Below are 22,242 nucleotides of genomic sequence, written 5' to 3'. Positions count from 1 at the left end.
ACGTAGGCCTGATAAGTGAAGCGCCATCAGGCAAAATTACCGGGCTCGTTGAGTCATCATGCCGGATGGCGGCGTAAACGTCCTATCCGGCCTACCGATTGTCCAGTCATCACGTAGGCCTGATAAGTGAAGCGCCATCAGGCAAAATTACCGGGCTCGTTGAGCCATCATGCCGGATGGCGGCGTAAACACCTTATCCGGCCTACCGTTTGCCCAGTCATCACGTAGGCCTGATAAGTGAAGCGCCATCAGGCAAAATTACCGGGCTCGTTGAGTCATCATGCCGGATGGCGGTGTAAACACCTTATCCGGCCTACCGTTTGCCCAGGCGCGGTAAGCGACGTCACCCCGTTACCACTTCCCCGGCTGGCGGAGTTTCCAGCAGTTCCAGCATAGTGCGGGCGATTTCACGCTCGCCCATTACCACCTGATTCGCCCCACGTTCGGTAATGTACTCCACCTCATCGTCATAATGGGCGCGGGCGATAATCTCAATATTCGGGCATTTCTCTCGCGCAGAAGCAACAATTTCACCCGCCTCATAGCCGTTCGGGATAGTGAGAATCAGCCAGCGGGCACATTCCAGATGCGCCAGGCTCATGATCTCTTCGTTGGCTGCATTGCCCAGCACCGCGCGGATCCCGCGTTCGCGCAGTTCATCCACACGGGTGCGTGAAGTCTCGATCACCACCAGAGGCATTCCCGCCGCCATCAGTTTTTCACCCAGCAGGCTCCCGACGCGGCCAAAGCCGACCAGCAGCGCATGGTTACAGATATCCACCGGGATCTGTTTCTCTTCCTCGATAGCTTCTTCGAGGGTTTGTTCTTCCAGCGTTTCGGTTTTCGACAGGTACTTTTCCAGCAAGGCAAACAGCACCGGGTTGAGCATAATCGACAAAATCGCGCCCGCCAGTACCAGATTTTGCCCTTCCTGCGGCAGCAGGTTCAACGCCATGCCGAGACCGGCGAGAATAAAGGCGAACTCACCAATCTGCGCCAGGCTGGCGGCGATGGTCAGCGCGGTACGCGGCGAGTGACCAAACAGACGAACAAGGAAGAACGCGGCAACGGATTTACCAAAGATGATAATCGCCAGCGTCGCCAGCACCGCCAGCGGCTGTTGGATCAGAATCAGCGGGTCGAACAGCATACCAACAGAGACGAAGAACAGCACGGCGAAGGCGTCACGTAGCGGCAGTGTGTCGTGAGCGGCGCGGTGGCTTAGCTCTGATTCGTTCAGTACCATCCCGGCAAAAAACGCGCCCAGCGCGAAGGAGACGTCGAACAGTTCGACCGCGCCAAAAGCGATGCCCAGCGCCAGCGCCAGTACGGAAAGGGTAAACAGTTCACGCGAACCGGTTGCGGCGCTACGGGCCATAATCCACGGCACGAGACGGCGTCCTACCAGCATCATAATGGCGATAAAGGCGACAACCTTACCGATGGTAATCCCCATATCGACCGCCAGCGTGGCGAAACCAACGTTGCCTTTTTCGACCATTCCCGCGACAGCAGGTAAGAGAACCAGCGTCAGGACCATCACCAGATCTTCAACAATCAGCCAGCCGATGGCTATTTGCCCTCGCTGACTGTCAACGAGCTGTCGTTCCTCAAGCGCGCGCAGTAGCACCACGGTACTGGCGGTTGAAAGACATAAACCAAAAACGATGCCGGTCATCAGCGACCAGCCCATGACGGCGGAGAGGGCCATACCCAGCAGCGTCGCCACGGCTATCTGGGCGATCGCGCCGGGAATGGCAATCGACTTTACCGCCATCAAATCCTTCAGCGAAAAGTGCAAACCCACACCGAACATCAGCAGAATAACGCCGAGCTCGGCAAGCTCCGGCGCCAGTTTCGTATCAGCCACAAAGCCAGGGGTGAATGGACCGGCCAGAACGCCCGCTAACAGATATCCCACCAGAGGAGAAATACGCAGTTTGTTGGCAAGCATGCCGAGTATAAAAGCGAGCACAAGGCCGCCAACAATGGTGGTGATAAGCGGGGTGGCGTGATGCATTCCGTCTCCTTTGGTAGCTGATTTCCACAATTCCAGGTAATAGTTTATGACAATTTTGATTATTATGTTTATGAATAATTGTTGAATTTTAAAGAAAACTGCAATTTGGCAGCAAAAAAGCACGGATCGGAAAACGCGAGGTCAGCAGGGAGGGCAAAGGCTTATGGCCACTGGTAAAACGCGCGGCTAAAGTTTAGCTTTAGCCGCAAAAAACTCAGGCTTTATGCCGGTTATCAGGTAAGAATATGGTCAGTATCCCCAAAAGTGGCAGGAAAGCACAGATTTTATAGACTAAGTCGATGCTGGTGTGGTCGGCAATCAGACCTAACACCGCAGCTCCCAGGCCTCCCATCCCAAAGGCAAAACCGAAAAACAGACCGGAAACCATGCCGATACGACCCGGCAGAAGTTCCTGGGCATACACCAGTATGGCGGAAAAGGCTGATGCGAGGATAAAACCAATTATCACGGTTAAAATCCCGGTCCAGTGCAGGGTTGCGTACGGTAAAATAAGCGTAAATGGCGCAACGCCAAGGATGGAGCCCCAAATGACATATTTTCTGCCAATTTTATCGCCCAAAGGCCCGCCGATCACCGTTCCTGCGGCAACGGCAAACAGGAAGGCAAACAAGTGAATCTGTGCGTTTTGTACCGACAATCCGAATTTTTGCATCAGATAAAAGGTGTAATAGCTGCTGATGCTCGCCATATAGAAGTATTTTGAGAAAATCAGGACCAGCAGAACGCTAACGGCCAGTACCACCTTGTTGTGCGGGAGCGGATTGATAACGGTTGCTTTTGGTTTACCTTTGCTCATGCGGTGCTGCGCGGCATACCAGCGGCTAATCTGCGCCAGAACCACAATCGCCAGCAGGGCGGCAAGAACAAACCACGCCACGTTTCCTTTTCCGTAGGGGGCGATAATCACTGCAGCCAGCAACGGACCGAGCGAGCTGCCGAAGTTCCCCCCTACCTGGAAGATGGACTGCGCGAGGCCGTGACGTCCGCCTGACGCCATGCGCGCCACACGAGAGGATTCCGGGTGGAAGACCGAAGAACCCGTACCGACCAGCGCTGCGGCTAACAGTACGGTGCCAAAACTTCCCGCCAGCGCCAGCAGTACCAGACCGCTCAATGTAAAGCACATGCCGATCGGCAGCGACCAGGGCATCGGGTATTTATCGGTCCAGTAACCGACCACCGGTTGCAGTAGCGAGGAGGCCAACTGGAAAGTCAGGGTAATCATCCCTATCTGCATAAAGGTCAGCGAGAATTCTGATTGCAGTAGCGGGTAGATCGCCAGAATTAACGACTGGATCATATCGTTTAGCAAGTGGGAAAGGCTGATGGCGCCTAAAATACCAAACGACGTACGTGCTTTAGCCACTGACGCAGACGCGCCAGGCGCTGGCTGGGTTTGTTCACTCATTGCCATAGAAAATCACTTCTGTCTGATTTGCGATGTTACGCGCTATCTCTTACTGACGTGCAGCGTAAAAGGTGTTGCGCATAGGGGAATATCGTTATTGTGATTATTACCTGACTAACATACCTGCGGACGCGGTTTGAAGGAAGTCTCAATTCTGAAAACTTATTCGACTATTATTTCAGATAAATGTAATTTCAGCCGTTGAGATTGAGTCAGGGAGAGCAGCATGAAATTTTTGAAACGGAGTGTGGTGCTGGCACTATTCGCCGCATTCACGCTGGCAAGTCAGCCTGTTCAGGCATACGAGAAAGATAAAACCTATAAAATCACTATTCTGCATACCAACGATCATCATGGTCATTTCTGGCGCAATGAATATGGTGAATATGGCCTGTCGGCGCAAAAAACGCTGGTGGACGGGATCCGCAGGGAGGTGGCGGCCGAAGGGGGCAGCGTGCTGCTGTTGTCCGGCGGTGATATCAATACCGGCGTACCTGAATCGGATTTACAGGATGCCGAACCTGATTTTCGCGGGATGAACCTGATTGGCTATGACGCGATGGCGGTCGGTAACCACGAATTTGATAATCCGCTTACCGTTTTGCGCCAACAGGAAACATGGGCGAAGTTCCCGTTTCTCTCTGCCAACATCTACCAGAAAAGCACCGGCGAGCGTCTGTTCAAACCGTGGGCCATTTTTAAGCGCCAGGATCTGAAAATCGCGGTCATCGGGTTAACCACCGATGATACGGCAAAGATCGGCAACCCTGAATTCTTTACCGATATCGAATTCCGCAAGCCAGCGGAAGAGGCGAAGCTGGTGATTCAGGAACTGCAAATGAATGAAAAACCCGATGTCATTATTGCCACCACTCATATGGGACATTATGACAATGGCAATCATGGTTCGAATGCGCCGGGGGATGTTGAAATGGCGCGTAGCCTGCCTGCGGGGGCGCTGGCAATGATTGTGGGTGGTCACTCACAGGACCCGGTGTGCATGGCCTCCGAAAACAAAAAGCAGGTGGATTACGTTCCGGGCACCCCGTGCGCGCCGGACAAACAGAACGGTATCTGGATTGTTCAGGCCCATGAATGGGGAAAATACGTTGGTCGCGCCGACTTTGAGTTCCGCAATGGCGAAATGAAAATGGTCAACTACCAGTTGATTCCCGTAAACCTGAAGAAAAAAGTGACCTGGGAAGACGGGAAAAGTGAGCGCGTACTTTACACCCCGGAAATCGCTGAGAATCCGCAAATGCTCTCGCTGCTGACGCCCTTCCAGAATAAGGGCAAAGCGCAACTGGATGTGAAGATTGGCGCGGTGAATGGTCGTCTGGAAGGGGATCGCAGCAAGGTTCGCTTTGTCCAGACCAATATGGGACACTTGATTCTGGCCGCGCAAATCGCGCGTACCGGCGCAGATTTCGGCGTCATGAGCGGCGGCGGTATTCGCGACTCGATTGAAGGCGGCGATATCACCTATAAAAGTGTGCTCAAGGTTCAGCCGTTCGGCAACGTTGTGGTGTATGCCGATATGACGGGCAAAGAGGTCATTGATTACCTGACGGCGGTGGCGCAAATGAAGCCAGACTCTGGTGCTTATCCGCAGTTTGCTAACGTCAGTTTTGTGGCAAAAGACGGTAAACTCAGCGATCTGAAAATCAAAGGCGAAGCGGTTGATCCGGCCAAAACCTATCGTATGGCGACGCTGAGCTTTAACGCGACCGGCGGCGACGGCTATCCGCGAATTGATAATAAACCGGGCTACGTGAACACTGGCTTCATTGATGCGGAAGTGCTGAAGGCGTTCATCCAGCAGAATTCACCGTTAGATGTGAACGCTTATGAACCGAAGGGGGAAGTGAACTGGCAGTAACAGGCTAGAGTGCCGGATGGCGGTGCTGGCACCTTATCCGGCCTACAGGTCAGCGTGGTTTCCAGGCCTGATAAGCGTAGCGCCATCCGGCACAACTACGCATTTAGTCCCGGCGGGCGATATCGGCAAATTTAGCATCCAGAATGGTCGCTAAATCGCCTGCCGCCAGTTCGATATCCAGTCCGCGTTTGCCGCCTGAGACATAAATGGTGTCAAACGTCCGGGCTGGCGCGTCAATCAACGTCGGCAGGCGCTTTTTCTGTCCCAGCGGGCTAATTCCTCCTACCAGATACCCGGTGGTGCGTTGCGCTACCAGCGGATCGGCCATGTCGACTTTTTTCGCGCCGAGGGCTTTGGCGACTTTCTTCAGATCCAGTTGTCCGGCGACGGGCGTCACGGCAACCGCCAGATGTTTCATATCGCCATTAACCGCAACCAGCAGCGTTTTGTATACCCGATCGGGATTGAGTCCTAACTTGCGTACCACCTCATCGCCGAAGTTGGTTTCGGCCGGATCGTGTTCATAGGTGTGGATCTGAAAGGTAACTTTGTTTTTTTCAAGTAATTTTACGGCGGGTGTCATAGCAATTTTTCCTGGCTAAACCAAATGACGAGTCAAGCGTACCTCTGATGATTGTCTAAAAAATAGTACCATCTTGCGCAATTGTATTGGCAGGATGCAGAGTTTGAGCGACAATCGACATACACCGTCGTATTAAACGACGGCATAATAATAAAGATGAAATTCCTCTTTGACGGGCCAATAGAAATATTGGCCACTTTTTTATCGCAACAGTTCCGGCAAATTTCCTTCTCCATAAAGATGTAGCGCACCGACAGCCACCACATAATGGCCCGCAGGCAGCGCCGACAGCTTATTTTGCCACGCAATGTTTCGTTGATGCATCAGAACGTCGTACAGCGACGGGCTGAAGGTGTTCGGGAGCATCAGATGATTATCCTGCGGCGGCGTGGTCAGCCACCAGCTCATCATTTGTTGCAGCAAACGGGCGTTGGTATGCCAGTGGGTCAAGGTATCTTCCAGCAGCGCCAGGCCGTTATCCGGCAGTTCGCACAGCAACGTTATCTGGCTGGCGGCGCCTTCCAGCTCAATCACCGGTTTTTCTGCCTTTTTCGCGGCCTGCAATAGCTGGTAGTCAATGCCATATTCCGGGCGCAACCCCAGTTGCTGCGCCTGGGTAGCCTGTAGCACCATCGCGATTTGCCACAGCGGTTGTGTAGAAAACAGGGAAGGGGAGATCCCCAGTTCATCGGTCATGTTATGCAAATTGCGCAACAGCTCGTCGCTGATGCGTTCTTCCAGGGCGGCAAACTCAGGCAAATTGGCGAAGGGCGTATCATTGCCGGAGACGTCGGCCTCCACAATTAACGCATCGGCGTGTTTGAGCTTTTTAAGCAATCTTGCAGGCAAAGGAGCCATTTCACGGCTCCCCATATGAATACTGCCAATCAGATGGAAGTGGCGATTGCCGGGTAACGAAACGTCAATGGCGGGCCAGGTATAGTGATTGCTGCGCAGCGCAGCGAAAAACGTTTTTACCCGGTAAAACAGATCCATACGGCCTCCCTAATCAGAAGCCCATGCTAACGCGTGACCCAGGGGTGTGCAATGTGTGAATTGCCGGATGGCAGTGCTTTAGCACCCCCATCCGGTATCGCTTACTCTTTCGGTTTAAAGCGCAGCAGTCGGTTTGCGTTGCTCACCACCGTAATGGACGAGAGCGCCATCGCTGCACCAGCAACCACCGGGTTCAGCAACGTACCGGTGAACGGCCACAGAATCCCGGCGGCAACAGGAATACCGATGCTGTTGTAGATAAACGCGCCAAGCAGGTTTTGCTTCATGTTTCGCAGCGTGGCGCGGGAGATGGACAGCGCATCCGCCACGCCCATCAGACTGTGACGCATTAATGTAATTGCGGCTGTTTCGATGGCCACATCGCTGCCGCCGCCCATTGCGATCCCGACATCCGCTTGCGCCAGTGCGGGCGCATCGTTGATGCCGTCGCCAACCATCGCCACCTGACGCCCCTGGCCTTGCAGCCGTTTGATGGCGTCGGCTTTGCCGTCTGGCAAAACGCCTGCAATCACCTCATCAATGCCAGCCTCTTTAGCAATGGCATTCGCCGTTGTCGGGTTATCGCCAGTCAACATCACCAGTCGATAGCCGGCGCGATGCAGGCGCTGCAACGCTGCCACGCTGTCGCTACGTAGCGGATCGCGTATGGACAGAAGCGCTGCGGCTTTGCCGTCAACCGCCAGCAGCACGGGGGTCGCCCCCTGAGACGCCTGAGCCGACATCTCCGCTTCCAGCTCAGTAGTGTCTACCTGCTGTTCATTAAGCAGGGCCTGGTTGCCCAGCAGTAGCGTATGCCCTTCCGCTTCCCCGCTGACGCCTAATCCGCGCAGGGTACGGAAGCCGTTGACCTGCGGCAAGCCGATATCTCCCGCTTTGTCGAGAATGGCCCGAGCCAGTGGGTGGCTGGAACCTTGTTCCAGCGCCGCCGCCAGGCGTAACGCTTGTGCTTCGTCAACTGTGCCAGTTGTTTTAACCGCGACCACCTGGGGTTTACCTTCGGTCAGCGTCCCGGTTTTGTCGAAGACGACGGTATCCAGCGTACTGGCGCGTTGCAGGGCATCGGCATCCCGAACCAGGACACCAAACTCTGCCGCACGGCCCACGCCGGAAATGATCGACATAGGCGTCGCCAGACCCAGCGCGCAGGGGCAGGCGATAATCAGCACCGTGGTGGCAATCACCAGGGTATAGACAATTTGCGGTGCCGGACCAAAGAAGTACCAGATACCGGCGCTTAGCAGCGCAATTATCACCACGACCGGGACAAAGACGGCGGAAATTTTGTCGGCCATCTGACCGATTTCCGGCTTACTGCTCTGCGCCTGGCGCACCATGCGGATAATGCGTGACAGGGTAGTGTGGCTGCCTACCGCGCTGGCGCGGAACAATACGCTGCCATCCTGCACCACGGTGCCGGCATGAACGCTGTCACCTTCCCCTTTCTGCTGCGGAACGGGTTCACCGGTTAACATCGCTTCATCGAGCCATGCTTCACCCTGCGTGATTTCACCGTCAACCGGGACGCGGTCGCCGGTGGTCTGGCGCAACAGCATCCCCGGTTGTACTTCAGCCAGCGGTACGCTTTTTTCGCCCTCTTCGGTAACGACACGGGCCGTGGGCGGCGTGAGATCGAGTAATTTTTCCAGTGCCTTCGACGAGCGTTGACGCGCCCGGGCTTCCAGCATGTGTCCGAGGTTAATCAGACCAATGATCATCGCGCTGGCTTCGTAATAGAGATGACGCGCCTCCATCGGGAACCATTGCGGCCACAGGTTGACGCTCATCGAATAGAGCCAGGCCACACCGGTGCCGAGCGCGACAAGCGTGTCCATGGTGGCGGTGCCGTTCATCAGGCTCTTCCACGCGCTACGGTAAAAATGTCCGCCCGCAAAGACCATCACGGCCAGGGTTACCAGGCCGATGGTCAGCCACAGGCTGCGGTTATCGGCGGTCACCATCATGTTGTCGCCCATCATTCCCCAGACCATGACAGGAACCCCCACCAGCAGGGCGACAATCGCCTGCCAGCGGAAGCGTTTCATGGTGGCGATGGCGGTTTCCTGCTGGCGTTCACGGCGTTTGATGTCATCTTCGATGGCTTCCGCGCCGTAGCCGGCTTTTTCCACCGCCTGGACTAATTCTGCGGCGGACGCACTGCCCATGACCAGGGCTGTGCGTTCCGCGAGGTTAACCCGTGCCTGCGTCACTCCTGGTACGCTTTGCAGCGCGTTTTGCACCCGGGAGACGCAACTGGCGCAGCTCATGCCGCTTAACAGCAGCTGTTGGCTGTCATCATCATCAGCCGTCGCTGCCGGAAGCTCAGGAGGGACCGCTGTCAGTGCTTCCGACGGGATTGATGACTCCGCCAGCGGTTTAGCCTTTGGGTGGCTTAACTCTGCGCCGTACCCGGCTTGTTTGATGGTGTCGATGAGCTGCTCAGCGCTGGCAGTGCCGATGACGTGCGCTTCGGTCACGGTGACGTCCGCTTGTTCAACGTCCGGGCGCTGCTCAAGGCTTTCTTTTACGCGTTTGACGCAGTGACCACAGGACAGGCCGTCCAGGGTCAGGTCGATAGTTTGCGACATAACAACACTCCTTTATTACAGGTATTAACTGACTGTGATAAAGGTTAAACCTTCCAGCAAGGGGAAGGTCAAGGCGTTTGTTTTTCTTTTTTTAGTGTTCCAGGGCAATAGCACAAACGTGTTCAAGTGTTGAAAGGTTATTGTAGAGTTCCGGCAGGGTCATTTTCTTTCTAATCACGACCTTGAGGTTAACCTCTATTTTTCCCTTTTTCACATCGCGGATGGTAATCGCTTCAATAATGTTTTTTTGCTGATTAATACTTTCCACCAGCGTTTGTAATCCTGCTTTTTCGTCAAGAATAATGCGAATTTTTACTTTTCCCGGTAATTGATTCTTAGTTTGTAAAAAGATCACAAAGTAGCTGAGTTTTATGGCCAGCAGGAACAAACCCGTAGCAAGCAGGGCATGCACATAAAAACCGGCGCCACTGGTAATGCCCACTCCAGCGGAAGCCCAAACGATGGCGGCGGTGGTCAATCCGGATATGGCGTCATCGTGGCGGTGCAGGATGACTCCCGCTCCAAGAAAGCCGACGCCACTGATAATTTGTGCAGCCAGACGCATCGGGTCACTACGTATATTCATTGATATTTCAGCGTAATATTCTGCTGACTGGATGGAGACGATTGTCAGTACACAACTGGCGACAGAAATAATGACGCAAGTTTTAAATCCGACGGGCTTTCCCTTTGATTCTCTTTCAAGGCCGATGATGCCACCCAGGATAAATGCGACGCAAATTTTGCTCAGTGTAATAAAGAGAGATTCTCCTTCACCGAATAAGAGGAAGGATAATGTATTCATATTTCCTCCGGAAAAACTCACCTCAAGCAGCGTAGGTAGGTCTCTTTTTCTGACCCGTAACGCTATGCGCTGTAGGTATGGATATAGTGCTCAATCAGCGAAAGAAGTCGCTGGTTATCGATGCTTTGCAGAATTTTTACCGGCACGCCTTTTGGTTCAGGGATCCCGACATTGAGACGCAACGTGTCATGTCCATAGCGACAGGTCATACCGCGGGTTATACCTTCCAGAGAGACCTCCAGATAATCTTCAGCCGTTGCCGCAAGCGAGGGATCCAGTAACCAGGCAACGGTTAATACATCGTGGATCCAGCACCCGGGCAGATTGCGGGTCTGCATTGAGTAGGTGATCCACGGGCGAAGGGTTTGCACCAGAAAACGGCTAAGCCCATTTTCTTTTTTTGCCAGCCTGTCTAAATCGGCGTGAAGCATTTGAGTTTTCGTTGTCACATCCATCGGGACCAGTGTGACAGGTGCGCCGCAGGTGAGCACCGCATGCGCGGCTTCAGGATCGAGACCAAAATTCGTATCTTTCAGGTAGCCTGGCACATTGAACACGCCACCCATCACCACGATATTTTTAACTGCGTGAACAATCTGCGGGTAAAGCTGCAGGGCGATGGCCACATTGGTGAGTGGACCGGTAGCCACCAGCGTGATCTCGCCGGGGTGGTTGCAGATGAGTTCACCCATTGCCTCTGGAGCATGGGGTTTCACGTTTTGACACATTGCCGGGGCAGGAACATCCGACCAGAGTTGTCGTAAGCCAAACCGATCGACGCTGTGATCCAGTTTTTCACGCCAGGGATGCGGGTCTTCCCGGAGCGCACGCGAAGCACCCTGGTAGACGTCAACGGGAATCTCCAGTTGTGTAATGAGATCTTTTGCGACGGCATATCCCACCTCTACCGGCGTATTTCCGGCAACCGTGGTGATCATCTCCAGCGTTATCTGCGGAGCGGCAATCGCCAGCGCCAGCGCCAGACCGTCATCGATATTAGCGCCGGGAATACCGTTTCCCGGATCGCAATCAATAATGACGCGCACCGGTTCATTATTACTTTGTTTCGGGGTGTACTTCATGTCCCTGACAGCCACATGACTCTCCTGTTCGTAAATAAAACTCAAATTCAACGCGGCGAACCTTTCCATCCCAATTTTTCAGCATGTCAATTGCCGCACGGGCCATCTTATCGACAGGTTGCCGGACAGCGGTGAGAGAGGGGACGTTGTAAGCCGATTCCTGTGTTGCGTTAAAGCAAACCAGAGCAACATCTTCCGGAACGCGCAGCCCGTTTTCTGCCAGTGCGCGTAAACAACCGAGCGCCTGCTGTTCATTTGTTGCGAACAACGCGCGCGGCCGTGGACCCTGCAACATGCGTTTTGTCGCTTCGTAACCGCCTGCGCGGGTATAGTTAGTCGAGAAAATCCATGAGGGATTGACCATTAACGATGACGCTTCCAGCGCCTGCTGCCAACCCCGGATACGATCCTGTGTATTCAGCATTTCACGCGGGCCACAGATGATCCCAATGTCGCGGTATCCGTGATCGATAAGATGCTGCGTGACCTGCTTTGCCGCCAGTTGCTCATCCACCTGGATAACGCTGACGTTAAGTCCCGGATCCACGCGATCGAGCATGACGCAGGGGGTGCCGCTCTCCTGAATCAAATTGATATAAGGATGGCGATCCACACTGGTGTAGATCAGCCCGTCGACCTGGCGGTGCAGCATATTATTAATGAGTTCACGTTCCCGGCAGCTACTGTCGCCGGCATCCCCCAGCAGTAGCACTTTGCCATCAGCAAAGGCCTCGTGTTGCAGGGCATGGGCCATAGAGGCGATAAACGGGTTTGAGATGTCCGGTGCGACAAGCCCATAGGTTTGCGTGCTCCCTGACGCCAGGGCTCGCGCAATCCCATTGGGTCGATAGCCGGTTTTCTTAATGGCCTGGAGCACCCGCTGCCGGGTCGCTTCGGCAACGGGGCGTGGACCATTATTTATAACGTAACTTACGACAGCAACGGACGTTCCCGCTTCTTTTGCCACGTCAGAACGTGTTACGCGTTGTGAATGTGATTGGGTCACGAGGCACCTACCTGATTACGTTCAGAGTGATTTTTTTCAGACAGCATAAGGCGTTATGACCCAAAAATCTTTGGTAAAGAACGCGCATCTCGTTCTCTGGCCTCAAACAGCATCCTCAGGTAAGTTGAGATCCCGCCCGCGGGTTTCTGGCGCGAAGAACGTGGTCACCAGCCCAATCGTCGCCATAAGGGCGAAATAGAGAGCAATTGGCCACCAGTGTCCGTAAAACGAGAGCAGGGCGGAGGCGATAAGTGGTGCCGTCCCGCCAGACATAATGGAACCAAGCTCTTTCGCAAATGCCATTTTGGTATATCGGTTCGTCACACCGAAAAGCTCAACGCCCCAGGCCGCCTGAACACCGAAAATACCCAGTGAAGCGAGTCCCATTCCGGTAATGATTGTCGGGATAACTATCCACGGCTCACGAGAATCCAGCAGTATAAATGCCGGAAATGCATACAGGATCAGCAACAGGCAGAACCAGCGATAGATGATTCGTCTGCCAAAGCGATCAGAAAGCCAACCCGCCAGAGGAATAATGGCAAATCCCAGAACCGAAGCGATAAACACCGCTACGGTTGGTACCGATTTGTCTACCATCAGTACCTTGGCGACATAGCCAATGATAAATCCCTGTGCCAGATAGGAAGGACCATTCTCGCCAATGCGTAGACCGACCATAGTCCAGAACGCCCGGGTCCGTTTCCAGAAGCTACGCGTGTCAAGCTGCTGCTGAGCTTTTCCTTCGAGGAGAACCTTTTCTCGTTCAGCTTGCAGCAGGGCTTTTTGACGCTCAAAGACAGGCGTTTCGCGCATGTGGCGACGAATTAATAACGCGGCAGCGGCAATGAGAATGCTGCAAAGAAAAGGAATACGCCATCCCCAGCTCAGTAAGGCATCTTTGTCCATTTGCAGGACAATGAGCCAGACCAGAGAAGCCAGTAATGTTCCGCTGTTTGACCCCAGGGCGATAATTGAGGAAACCAGCCCACGGCGCTTAACCGGGGCATATTCACCGAGCATCACAGTACCGCCTGACAGCTCAGCTCCCGCGCCCAGTCCCTGGGAAAATCGAAGAATAACAAGACACACCGGTGCCCAGACGCCAATCTGGGCGTAGCTGGGGATCAAACCTATCAGCATGGTCGACAATCCCATCAGGCCAATAGTGATAACCATGACGATTTTCCGACCATGACGATCGCCTATCCAGCCGAACAACAATGCGCCAATAGGGCGGGCAATAAACCCTACGGAGTAGGCAGCAAAGCTGGAAAGCAGAGCCATCACCGGTGTTGCTTCCGGAAAAAAGACATCACCGAAAATAATGCCTGCGGCAAGGCCATACAGGGCAAAATCGGCATATTCCATGGTGGTGCCTAACCAGCAGGAAAATGTGGCTCGCCAAAATTCGCGGCGGCCCTCGGGGGTTTCCAGCCGCTCCTGAGCTGCCTGTTGGTTATCCGTCAGGGGAACAGAGGATGAATGCGTGTTCATAAGAACTCCTTGAAGTTAGCTGTCGACATTGGTCGCAGGTTTGTACCCTTCATGTTCTACTCGCGTAGATATTATCTTTTTACCGCAGATTAATAAATCTACTCGCGTAGAATTGCCAGATGAAAGAGTGAGAATTGAGAAAACGATCACTTATAGCAGGTAATTGTTACAGTAAATCGTTTACCCGCCTCGACGCTCCACGCCGGGAATCGATCCCAGGCGATCCGGGGGATACAGAGTTAAAGAAAACATGTCTAACTGAGGAGATGATTGACCTGATTGAGGGGGACTTACAGGAGGTGGGGTCTCAGGAACAAGTACGTTATAATTAAGCGTTGCTACAGCTCACTCTGTGGAGGATGTGTGAATATCAGTGATGTTGCGAAAAAAACCGGTTTAACCAGTAAAGCAATCCGCTTTTATGAAGAAAAAGGGCTGGTCACGCCGCCTCTGCGCGGTGAAAACGGCTATCGCACCTACAGCCAACAGCACCTGAATGAGCTGACGCTGCTTCGTCAGGCGCGCCAGGTCGGTTTTAATCTTGAAGAGTGTGGTGAACTGGTCAATCTGTTCAACGATCCGGGCCGTCACAGCGCGGATGTTAAAAAGCGCACCCTGGAGAAAGTGGCTGAAATTGAACGTCATATCAGCGAATTACAGTCGATGCGCGTGCAGTTACTGGCGCTGGCGGAATCGTGCCCTGGCGATGACAGTGCGGAATGCCCGATCATTGATAACCTTTCCGGCTGCTGCCATCACAAGGTGAAGGCTTAACGTGTGTTGGGGTTGAGCATAAACACCACCGTGCCGCGATACCACGGGGAGTTTTGTAACAGTGCTTCCGCCTGAATGTCCCGCTTGCCGTTTTGCACCAGCCCGAGTTTAAAGGGGATACGCAGTCGGGAAAGGGCGGGCAAATAGTCCTGATAATTTTCTACCGTATGGCGTCCCTGATAGCTCTGCACCACCAGTTCATCAACCGGTAACGCGTTCAGCGTCGCGACATCGCCGGTTTTCGCCCAGTCCAGCAGTCCGGTCACGCCAAGGGCGAAGTCGGGCGGTAACTGCTGGCGCAACGCCTGTAGAAAACGGGCATAGTCAGCAAGCTGGTGCGTTGCCGCATCAAAATCGACCTGTAATCCTACCACCTGGTTTCCTGCCGCCCGCCAGCGCTGCATCAGCCGCACGATCCGTGCCGGAATGGCGTCCGGTACGTCGAGCGTGGTGAAGCGCACAGTCAACCAGAGGGACGGAAACGTCAGGCGACTGACGGGAAGTCCCAGACGCTGAAACACCACGCCATTGGTTTGTGCTAACACTTCACCCTGATGCAGATAGACAGTCCGGGCGTCTCTCAGTTCATCACTGGCTTTCACTCCGGACCAGAGCCAGAAAGCGGGATGATCGCGGGCGATTACCGTTTCTGCCTGCGCCGGTCCCACCAGCAGCGCCATTACCAGTAGTATTTGAGTTTTTGCGCCCACGGGCTACCCGGATACTGTGTTTTCAACTGCGTGAACCAGCCTTTCCGCTGTAATTTGTCCACCTCTTCGCCGCCACATTCGTTCATACCTGACGGGGCATAACACATGATAGCCCGGTATAACGCGTAGCTTTTGTCTTCGTGTTCCGCTTTCGCGGAAGTGATGACCTGCTGATAGTAACTCTGTCGGTCGAACTGACCGAAGGGGGTTTTCCGGGAGATGGCCTGTTCCAGCACGCCATTGCCTGCTCCGTCCTGCCACAGATCAACATGCGTTTGCGTTGTGCGAAAGAACTCGCCCAGACAGTTCAGCGCATGGGCATCGTCAGGTGTTTTGCTCAGCGTGCTGACGGTGTCATCCAGATTGCGGCACACATAACCGGCTTCGGCGGACTCGCCGTTCCAGTCGAACGTGCTCAGATTCACATCCTCGAAGGCCTTATCAATGACCGGCTGGGTGATGGCGCTGACGAGTTTTCGGTCCTCTAACCAGTCGCCAAAGCGGTTCTCGGTGAGATCGCGCACCAGTAACGTATGAAGTGCGATGGTGCGCTCTTCGTTATTCGGCCCCTTGCGGACCTGCTGGCGCAGCAGCGCTGGCGTTGCCACCGTTTTGAGAACGCGCGAGCGAAAACGCAGGTTGGTGATTGCGCTGTCCGGGGCAAAAACCGCCGCCGCATCGCCGCTGTATACCAGCGTCGCGGTCAGTTTCGCCTGCACATACTGCTGCTGTTCGTTATCCTGGCTGAGTTTCAGCAGCTTCTCCCAGAAATCACGCGCCGCCGGCCACTGTTTTTGCGCCATCAGCGCTTCGCCGTAGAGCACCTGTTCGCTGAACGCGAGGATGTCGTGAGCCGGGAGTTTTTGCGCCGGGGTGACGGCCTGCAAAATGGCGGCATTGTTTTCCGTCGCCCTCCACAAATTGAGCTGCAGATCGCGCCACAGCGCCAGCTTCCCACTTTTTTCAAACATCGGTTTGCTGGCGTCCAGGCTGGCCTGCGTCAGCGAGGGTTTCTGGTCGCTGTTCAGGCGAAGCGCGCGTAGCATCTCCGTATAGCTGACCAGCGGCGCACCGTTGAATGCATTCTGCACCGGGCTATCGTAAAACTGGTTGCCATAAACGTTATCGTATTCAATCACCAGGTTGCGTAGCGCCTTCGCATCGCTGGCCTTCTGGAACGCCTGCTCATACAGTTCGGCCAGGCTTGTCCAGTCCTGGAGGTACCAGTTTATGCGGCGCAACATGCCGTGGGTGGAATCTGCATAGTTGCCGTCAGGCCAGCGCTGTAAATAGGTTTGCGCCTCTTTTAGCGCAAGCTGGGCGTCTTCACGATTGATTTTCTTGATATCAAAATCGCCATATTCTCCGACGCTGTTCTGGCTGCTTTTGTTCAGCGCAGTGCGCATTCGCATATATTGCGCGGTTTCAACCAGCCACGGGCGGTCATTATTGAGCAGTTGTCTGAAGGTCTCATCGGCGTGGGTATAGTCGCCCGCGTAAAAATAGGCCGCTGCGGTCAGATAGGTTTTATACAGCAGAGCGGGGGAATCTGCCGGAAGCGTCGCGAGCGATTGCGCGATTTGCTCTGCACTGGCTCCGGAATAGAGTCCCAGGCGGGCCTGTGCCAGCGCTTGCTTTTGTTCCACCGATAGCGCGGTATCGCTTAGCAGAGCGGCAAAAAACTGACTGACGCTTTCGGCGTTATTAGAGACGAAGCGGTTTTCCAGTTCAGTGTCATGGCCGAATTCGACCGGCCCGATCTGAAGCGAAGTCATTTGTTGCTGAATAAGGCTGCTCTCGTTCTGCGAATCGCCAGGCGGGGGCGTCGGCACATCGACATCATCCCACTGCGGATGATAAGCAAAATAGAACTCGCGCGAGCGGGTGATATCGGTGGGCATGGACTGAACGGGCAGGGCAAACGACTTTGCCTCGCTCAGTAAACGTAACAGGTTGTCACGGGAATCATTGTCGGGCGTCAGAATCGGGTTGCCTTTGAGCAGACAGCTATCGTCGCTCCAGGTGCAGTCCGCCATATCAAAGGAGGCAAATGCCTGCGGGGCGCTCGCCAGTAATGCGCAAAAGCTTAATGCCAGAGGCGTCTTCCTGACCATCATGCGTTTCCTGTTATCGGTTTTTATCAGAGGAGGGGCGGATATACAGCGTAATACCCTCAACGGCAACGACTTCAACATGCGTTCCCGCGGGTAAGTCATCACTGGCATTAACCGGCCACGAACTGTCGCCCACACGCATATGTCCGCGTCCGTTGACCAGATCAGATTCCAGGACGAATCGGCGGCCGACCAGTTGCTGACCACGCTGATTGAGCTGGCTGTCTGCGGGCTTTTGCTCGCGAACGCGCTTCGCCAGCCATTTCCACCACAGCCAGGCCGCCAGCAGCGTTAACACGGCAAACATTACGCCCTGCCATTCCCAGCCAACGGGCAGCAGCCATATCGTTACACCGGTAATGACCGCCGCGACGCCGCTCCACAGCAGATAGCCGTTACCGCCCAGCATTTCAGCGGCCAGAAGCAGGCCGCCAAGACTGAGCCAGAAAATATGTGGATGTGCCACGATTATCTCGATCATTATTTATTCCGTGCGCTGGCGCTGTCCTTGATCAGTTCAGTAATCCCGGCAATGGACCCCATCAGACTGCTGGCATCCAGCGGCATCATGACCACTTTGCTGTTACTGGACGAGCCAATCTGCTGGAGCGCGTCGGTATATTTCTGCGCCACGAAGTAGTTCACTGCCTGAATATCCCCGGACGCGATCGCCTCCGAGACCATTTTAGTTGCGCGTGCTTCCGCTTCGGCAGAACGTTCTCGGGCTTCTGCCTGCAAGAAAGCAGACTGGCGCTCACCTTCCGCTTTCAGGATTTGGGACTGTTTTTCCCCTTCCGCTTTCAGAATTTCTGCCTGACGAACCCCTTCGGCTTCCAGAATATAGGCGCGCTTGGTACGTTCCGCTTTCATCTGAGCATTCATTGAGGAAATAAGTTCTGCGGGCGGTCGCACGTCGCGGATTTCGATACGGGTGACTTTAATGCCCCAGGGATTGGTCGCTTCGTCGACAATGTGCAACAGCCGCGTGTTGATGCTGTCACGCTGGGAGAGCATCTCATCAAGCTCCATAGAACCGAGAACAGTACGGATGTTGGTCATGGTCAGGTTGATGATCGCCAGCTCCAGGTTGCTGACCTCATAGGCCGCACGTGGGGCATCAATGACCTGAATAAAGCAGACGGCATCAATGGTCACGTTGGCGTTATCTTTAGAGATAACTTCCTGGGATGGAATATCCAGAACCTGTTCCATCATGTTGATTTTTCGACCAATACGGTCCATGAACGGTACGACAAGACTTAAACCTGGTTGCAGAGTTTTGGTATAGCGTCCAAATCGCTCCACCGTCCACTGATAGCCCTGGGGGACAATTTTTACGCCTGCGCCGACAATCACCAGCGCGACAAAAATAAGAACAGGGATAAAGATAAGCATCGAAAAAACCTCCTGTTGAACTCTCCATGATGACGGTATTCCCGCATTTACAGGTTAAATTATAAAAGAGAGTTCCCCCCTTGTTAATTACGGGGATACACTATTTTGCGATAAAACGCGGAAATCAGGGATCTACAATGCGTGAAAATAGCCTTTTGCTCCAGTTAAAAAATGTGAGCTACCAGATCGGGGCAACAAAAATTCTGAATGACATCAGTTTTAACTTACGGCCCGGTGAATTTAAATTAATCACCGGACCTTCCGGCTGTGGCAAAAGTACGTTACTGAAAATTGTGGCGTCATTACTGAGTCCGGATGCCGGTGAGATTATCTTTGCCGGGCAGAACATCGCTGCGCTTACCCCGGAAGATTACCGTCAGCAGGTCTCTTATTGCGCCCAGACGCCCGCGCTGTTTGGCGATACCGTCTACGATAATTTGATTTTCCCCTGGCAAATTCGTCATCAACGCCCGGAACCGGAAGCCTTTCTTGCCGATCTGGTACGCTTCCGGTTACCGGAGACGATTCTGGAGAAAAATATTAATGAACTGTCCGGCGGTGAAAAACAGCGAATCTCGTTGATTCGTAATCTACAGTTTTTACCGAAAGTGTTGCTGCTTGATGAAATCACCAGCGCGCTGGATGAAAGCAATAAACGCAATGTGAATGAGATTATTCACCGCTATGTTCGTGATAAACAGGTTGGCGTACTGTGGGTCACGCACGATAAAGACGAAATTAATCATGCGGATGAAATAATCACGCTGATGCCGCATGCCGGAGAAATGCAGGAAGCGCGTAATGAACGAGCATAATATTACCAATGAGTCTCTGGCATTAGCGATGATGCTGGTCGTCGTGGCGATGCTGATAAGCCACAAAGAGAAACTGGCGCTGGAAAAAGATATTCTCTGGAGCGTGGCGCGGGCTGTGGTCCAGCTTATTATTGTCGGCTATGTACTGAAATATATCTTCGGTGTGAATCACGCCATCCTGACGCTACTGATGGTACTGTTTATCTGCTTTAACGCGGCGTATAACGCGCAAAAGCGCAGTAAATATATCGATAAAGCGTTTCTCTCCTCGTTTATTGCCATCACGGTGGGGGCGGGGTTAACGCTGGCGGTTCTGGTGCTATCAGGCTCAATTGAATTCATCCCGATGCAGGTGATTCCGATTTCCGGGATGATCGCAGGTAACGCGATGGTGGCCGTTGGGTTGTGTTACAACAATCTGGGGCAGCGGTTCAGCAGCGAACAGCAGCAGATTCAGGAGAAACTCAGCCTGGGCGCGACGCCGAAAATGGCCTCTGCGGGATTGATTCGCGACAGTATCCGCGCTTCGCTGATCCCGACTATCGACTCCGCGAAAACCGTGGGGCTGGTGAGTTTACCGGGGATGATGTCGGGGCTGATCTTTGCCGGTATCGATCCGGTTAAAGCGATTAAGTATCAGATTATGGTGACGTTTATGCTGCTCTCAACGGCGAGCCTGTCGACCATCATTGCCTGCTATTTAACCTATCGGAAGTTTTATAATTCGCGCCACCAGCTTGTGGTGACGCATTTGAAGAAATCGTAATGGAGAGTGCCGGATACGTTCTGGTTGTAGGCCCGATAAGCGTAGCGCCATCGGGCAAGACGATCAGTACAACAGGGCGTACAACTGACGGCGGTATTTCGAGGCCAGCGCGTCGCCGGTTCCGAGTGCGGCAAGGATTTCCTGGAACATCTTGCGCGCCTGGCCGTCAGCGGCGGCGAGATCTTTCTTCAGATGGCTGAACAGCAGCTCCAGCGCTTCTTCATTGCGCCCCACCTGGTGTAATTGCAGGGCCAGTTGAGATGCCAGCGCCGCATCCTGCGGATTCTCCGCCACTTGCTGCTGAAGTTGTTGAATTTCAGGCGTATCCGCCGCCTGTTTCAGCAGTTCAATTTGTGCCACCAGACCCTGATAACGAGTGTCCTGATCCTGCAACGGAATCGTCTTCAGCACCGCTTCTGCGTCCTCAGAACGGTTAAGGGCAATTTGCGTTTCCGCCAGCAGCAGGCCGATTTCACTGTTCTGGTTAGAGAGTTGCCAGGCGTCTTTAAGCAACGGCAGAGCCTCAATGTAATTGCCTTCCTGCATCAGTTGCATGGCCTGTTGCGCTTTCAGCTCTTCTTCACGCGGCAGCACTTTGTCGAGCAGGGTGCGAATCGCTTCTTCTGGCTGCGGACCCTGAAAACCGTCAACCGGCTGACCGTTCTGGAATAAATAGACGGTCGGAATGGCGCGCAGGCCAAACTGAGAGGCGATCATCTGCTCGGCATCGCAGTCGAGTTTCGCCAGAATAAACTGACCGTTGTATTGTGCGGCGAGGCTTTCCAGCACCGGGGTTAGCTGTAAACAATGCTGGCTGCGTTCAGACCAGAAGTAGAACAAAACCGGTGTGGTCATCGATTGTTCTAAGGTCTGCTGCAGGTTTGATTCGTTAATGTTGACAATATTCTGTGTGGACATGGAGTAACTCTCTTTTGTCGATTTCTTTTTACATGGGGGCTTAAGCGTGCGCTTCAACTCATCCGTGCAAAATTTTGTCCATCAGGCGTCCAGGCAGCAGGCGTTTAAGCAGCATGACGGCCCAGGTCACCAGCGTAACCGGATAGCGAATTTTGGGTTTATCGCTGACGAAAGCATGGCGCACTTTGGCGACTACCGCGTCAGGATCAAGCGTAAAACGCGCCGCAATACCGGGGTTTTCGACCGGTTTATCGGTTTGTGTTTGATTGACGTTTTCAGTAAAACGCGTGCGAATGGGACCCGGTTCGATCAGGCTGACTTTAATGCCACTGTGACGCAGCTCCATACGCAGGGCATCAGACCAGGCTTCCAGCGCATATTTACTGGCCGCATACGCGCCGCGTCCCGGGGTTGAGATCAGCCCCATCACCGAGGAGGTCATCACGATCCGGCCTTGGCCGTGCGCTAACATGGCGGGTAACAGGCGCATCGTAAGCTGGTGTGCGCCAAAGAAATTGGCGGAAAACTGCTGCTCCATCTGTTCGCGACTGATGGTTGTTAGCGGACCATAGACGCCGTATCCGGCGTTGTTAAAGATCCCATATAAACAGTTATCGGTCAGAGCGATCACCTCGTCAGCGGCCCGATCCACACTTTCCGGGGAATCGAGATCGATCAGTACGCCGGTGAACCCCATGCCGTTCATGCGTGCGACATCGTCAGGTTTACGGCAGCCTGCGAGGATCTGAAAACCCTGGCGCTTTAGTTCAAGCGCGCTTTCCAGACCAATGCCGCTGGAACATCCTGTTATTAAGACCGATTTTTGCATAACTTTACCTGTCAGGAT

Annotated in this window: 19 protein-coding genes; 4 read left to right on the top strand and 15 right to left on the bottom strand. The window is 53.9% G+C overall.

The window, feature by feature from the left end; all coding sequences use genetic code 11:
- Nucleotides 1–343 precede the first annotated feature (343 nt).
- Together ybaL and fsr are read right to left on the bottom strand one after the other, a co-directional pair.
- Nucleotides 344–2,020 carry a YbaL family putative K(+) efflux transporter gene (gene ybaL / locus WB371_RS05355; protein WP_336219053.1) on the bottom strand — a complete coding sequence of 559 codons (1,677 nt, stop codon included), beginning with the start codon at nt 2,018–2,020 and terminating at the stop codon, nt 344–346.
- A 214-nt stretch (nt 2,021–2,234) separates the two neighbouring features.
- Nucleotides 2,235–3,455, bottom strand: coding sequence for a fosmidomycin MFS transporter (gene fsr / locus WB371_RS05350; protein WP_336219052.1), 1,221 nt, complete (start codon nt 3,453–3,455; stop codon nt 2,235–2,237).
- 220 nt (nt 3,456–3,675) lie between these two features.
- On the opposite strand from fsr, the gene ushA reads away from it, so the two are divergent.
- Entirely contained in the window at nt 3,676–5,328 is a 1,653-nt protein-coding gene (gene ushA, locus WB371_RS05345; RefSeq protein WP_336219051.1) for a bifunctional UDP-sugar hydrolase/5'-nucleotidase UshA, read from the top strand.
- Nucleotides 5,329–5,431: 103 nt separating this feature from the next.
- On the opposite strand, the gene ybaK is transcribed toward ushA, so the two are convergent.
- The 7 genes from ybaK to WB371_RS05310 form a co-directional block, all read right to left on the bottom strand.
- A complete protein-coding gene (gene ybaK / locus WB371_RS05340; protein WP_336219050.1) occupies nt 5,432–5,911 on the bottom strand; it encodes a Cys-tRNA(Pro)/Cys-tRNA(Cys) deacylase YbaK in 480 nt (159 codons plus the stop codon).
- A 201-nt stretch (nt 5,912–6,112) separates the two neighbouring features.
- On the bottom strand, nt 6,113–6,907 hold the full coding sequence (locus tag WB371_RS05335) for a TraB/GumN family protein (protein ID WP_336219049.1): 795 nt from the start codon (nt 6,905–6,907) through the stop codon (nt 6,113–6,115).
- Nucleotides 6,908–7,008: 101 nt separating this feature from the next.
- Nucleotides 7,009–9,513 (bottom strand): copper-exporting P-type ATPase CopA, encoded by a 2,505-nt coding sequence (copA, locus tag WB371_RS05330; RefSeq protein ID WP_336219048.1) that lies wholly within the window; start codon nt 9,511–9,513, stop codon nt 7,009–7,011.
- A gap of 91 nt (nt 9,514–9,604) precedes the next feature.
- Entirely contained in the window at nt 9,605–10,318 is a 714-nt protein-coding gene (locus WB371_RS05325) for an MgtC/SapB family protein (RefSeq protein ID WP_336219047.1), read from the bottom strand.
- Between the two features lie 62 nt (nt 10,319–10,380).
- Nucleotides 10,381–11,400 (bottom strand): nucleoside hydrolase, encoded by a 1,020-nt coding sequence (locus WB371_RS05320; RefSeq protein WP_336219101.1) that lies wholly within the window; start codon nt 11,398–11,400, stop codon nt 10,381–10,383.
- Nucleotides 11,375–12,406 (bottom strand): LacI family DNA-binding transcriptional regulator, encoded by a 1,032-nt coding sequence (locus WB371_RS05315; RefSeq protein WP_336219046.1) that lies wholly within the window; start codon nt 12,404–12,406, stop codon nt 11,375–11,377. Before WB371_RS05315 ends, WB371_RS05320 begins: the two co-directional genes overlap by 26 nt.
- A 102-nt stretch (nt 12,407–12,508) precedes the next feature.
- Nucleotides 12,509–13,903, bottom strand: a complete 1,395-nt coding sequence (locus tag WB371_RS05310) for an MFS transporter (RefSeq protein WP_336219045.1) — start codon at nt 13,901–13,903, stop codon at nt 12,509–12,511.
- Nucleotides 13,904–14,266: 363 nt separating this feature from the next.
- On the opposite strand from WB371_RS05310, the gene cueR reads away from it, so the two are divergent.
- A complete protein-coding gene (gene cueR, locus WB371_RS05305; protein ID WP_336219044.1) occupies nt 14,267–14,677 on the top strand; it encodes a Cu(I)-responsive transcriptional regulator in 411 nt (136 codons plus the stop codon).
- Here the strand turns inward: cueR and WB371_RS05300 are convergent.
- From WB371_RS05300 to WB371_RS05285, 4 genes are read right to left on the bottom strand one after another with little or no spacing between them, the layout of a single operon-like run.
- Nucleotides 14,674–15,387 carry a DUF3142 domain-containing protein gene (locus WB371_RS05300; protein ID WP_336219043.1) on the bottom strand — a complete coding sequence of 238 codons (714 nt, stop codon included), beginning with the start codon at nt 15,385–15,387 and terminating at the stop codon, nt 14,674–14,676. The genes cueR and WB371_RS05300 overlap by 4 nt on opposite strands.
- Nucleotides 15,357–17,501: a hypothetical protein gene (locus WB371_RS05295; protein ID WP_336219100.1), complete on the bottom strand. Its 2,145-nt coding sequence runs from the start codon at nt 17,499–17,501 to the stop codon at nt 15,357–15,359. Before WB371_RS05295 ends, WB371_RS05300 begins: the two co-directional genes overlap by 31 nt.
- 13 nt (nt 17,502–17,514) lie before the next feature.
- Nucleotides 17,515–17,982, bottom strand: coding sequence for an NfeD family protein (locus WB371_RS05290; protein WP_336219042.1), 468 nt, complete (start codon nt 17,980–17,982; stop codon nt 17,515–17,517).
- Nucleotides 17,982–18,896 (bottom strand): SPFH domain-containing protein, encoded by a 915-nt coding sequence (locus WB371_RS05285; protein ID WP_336219041.1) that lies wholly within the window; start codon nt 18,894–18,896, stop codon nt 17,982–17,984. The genes WB371_RS05290 and WB371_RS05285 overlap by 1 nt, the downstream gene beginning before the upstream one ends.
- Nucleotides 18,897–19,033: 137 nt before the next feature.
- On the opposite strand from WB371_RS05285, the gene fetA reads away from it, so the two are divergent.
- Both fetA and fetB read left to right on the top strand, forming a co-directional pair.
- Complete coding sequence (gene fetA, locus WB371_RS05280; RefSeq protein ID WP_336219040.1) at nt 19,034–19,711, top strand: iron efflux ABC transporter ATP-binding subunit FetA; 678 nt, start codon at nt 19,034–19,036, stop codon at nt 19,709–19,711.
- Nucleotides 19,698–20,477 carry an iron efflux ABC transporter permease subunit FetB gene (gene fetB, locus WB371_RS05275; protein ID WP_336219039.1) on the top strand — a complete coding sequence of 260 codons (780 nt, stop codon included), beginning with the start codon at nt 19,698–19,700 and terminating at the stop codon, nt 20,475–20,477. Before fetA ends, fetB begins: the two co-directional genes overlap by 14 nt.
- Before the next feature lie 63 nt (nt 20,478–20,540).
- Here fetB and WB371_RS05270 read toward each other — a convergent pair whose 3' ends face one another.
- Both WB371_RS05270 and WB371_RS05265 read right to left on the bottom strand, forming a co-directional pair.
- Nucleotides 20,541–21,395, bottom strand: a complete 855-nt coding sequence (locus WB371_RS05270) for a co-chaperone YbbN (RefSeq protein WP_336219038.1) — start codon at nt 21,393–21,395, stop codon at nt 20,541–20,543.
- A 58-nt stretch (nt 21,396–21,453) separates the two neighbouring features.
- Nucleotides 21,454–22,224 (bottom strand): SDR family oxidoreductase, encoded by a 771-nt coding sequence (locus WB371_RS05265; protein ID WP_336219037.1) that lies wholly within the window; start codon nt 22,222–22,224, stop codon nt 21,454–21,456.
- Nucleotides 22,225–22,242 lie beyond the last annotated feature (18 nt).

The organism is Citrobacter amalonaticus, assembly GCF_037053465.1.
GTDB lineage: Bacteria > Pseudomonadota > Gammaproteobacteria > Enterobacterales > Enterobacteriaceae > Citrobacter_A > Citrobacter_A amalonaticus_H.
This window is presented reverse-complemented; position numbering and strand designations above follow the sequence as displayed.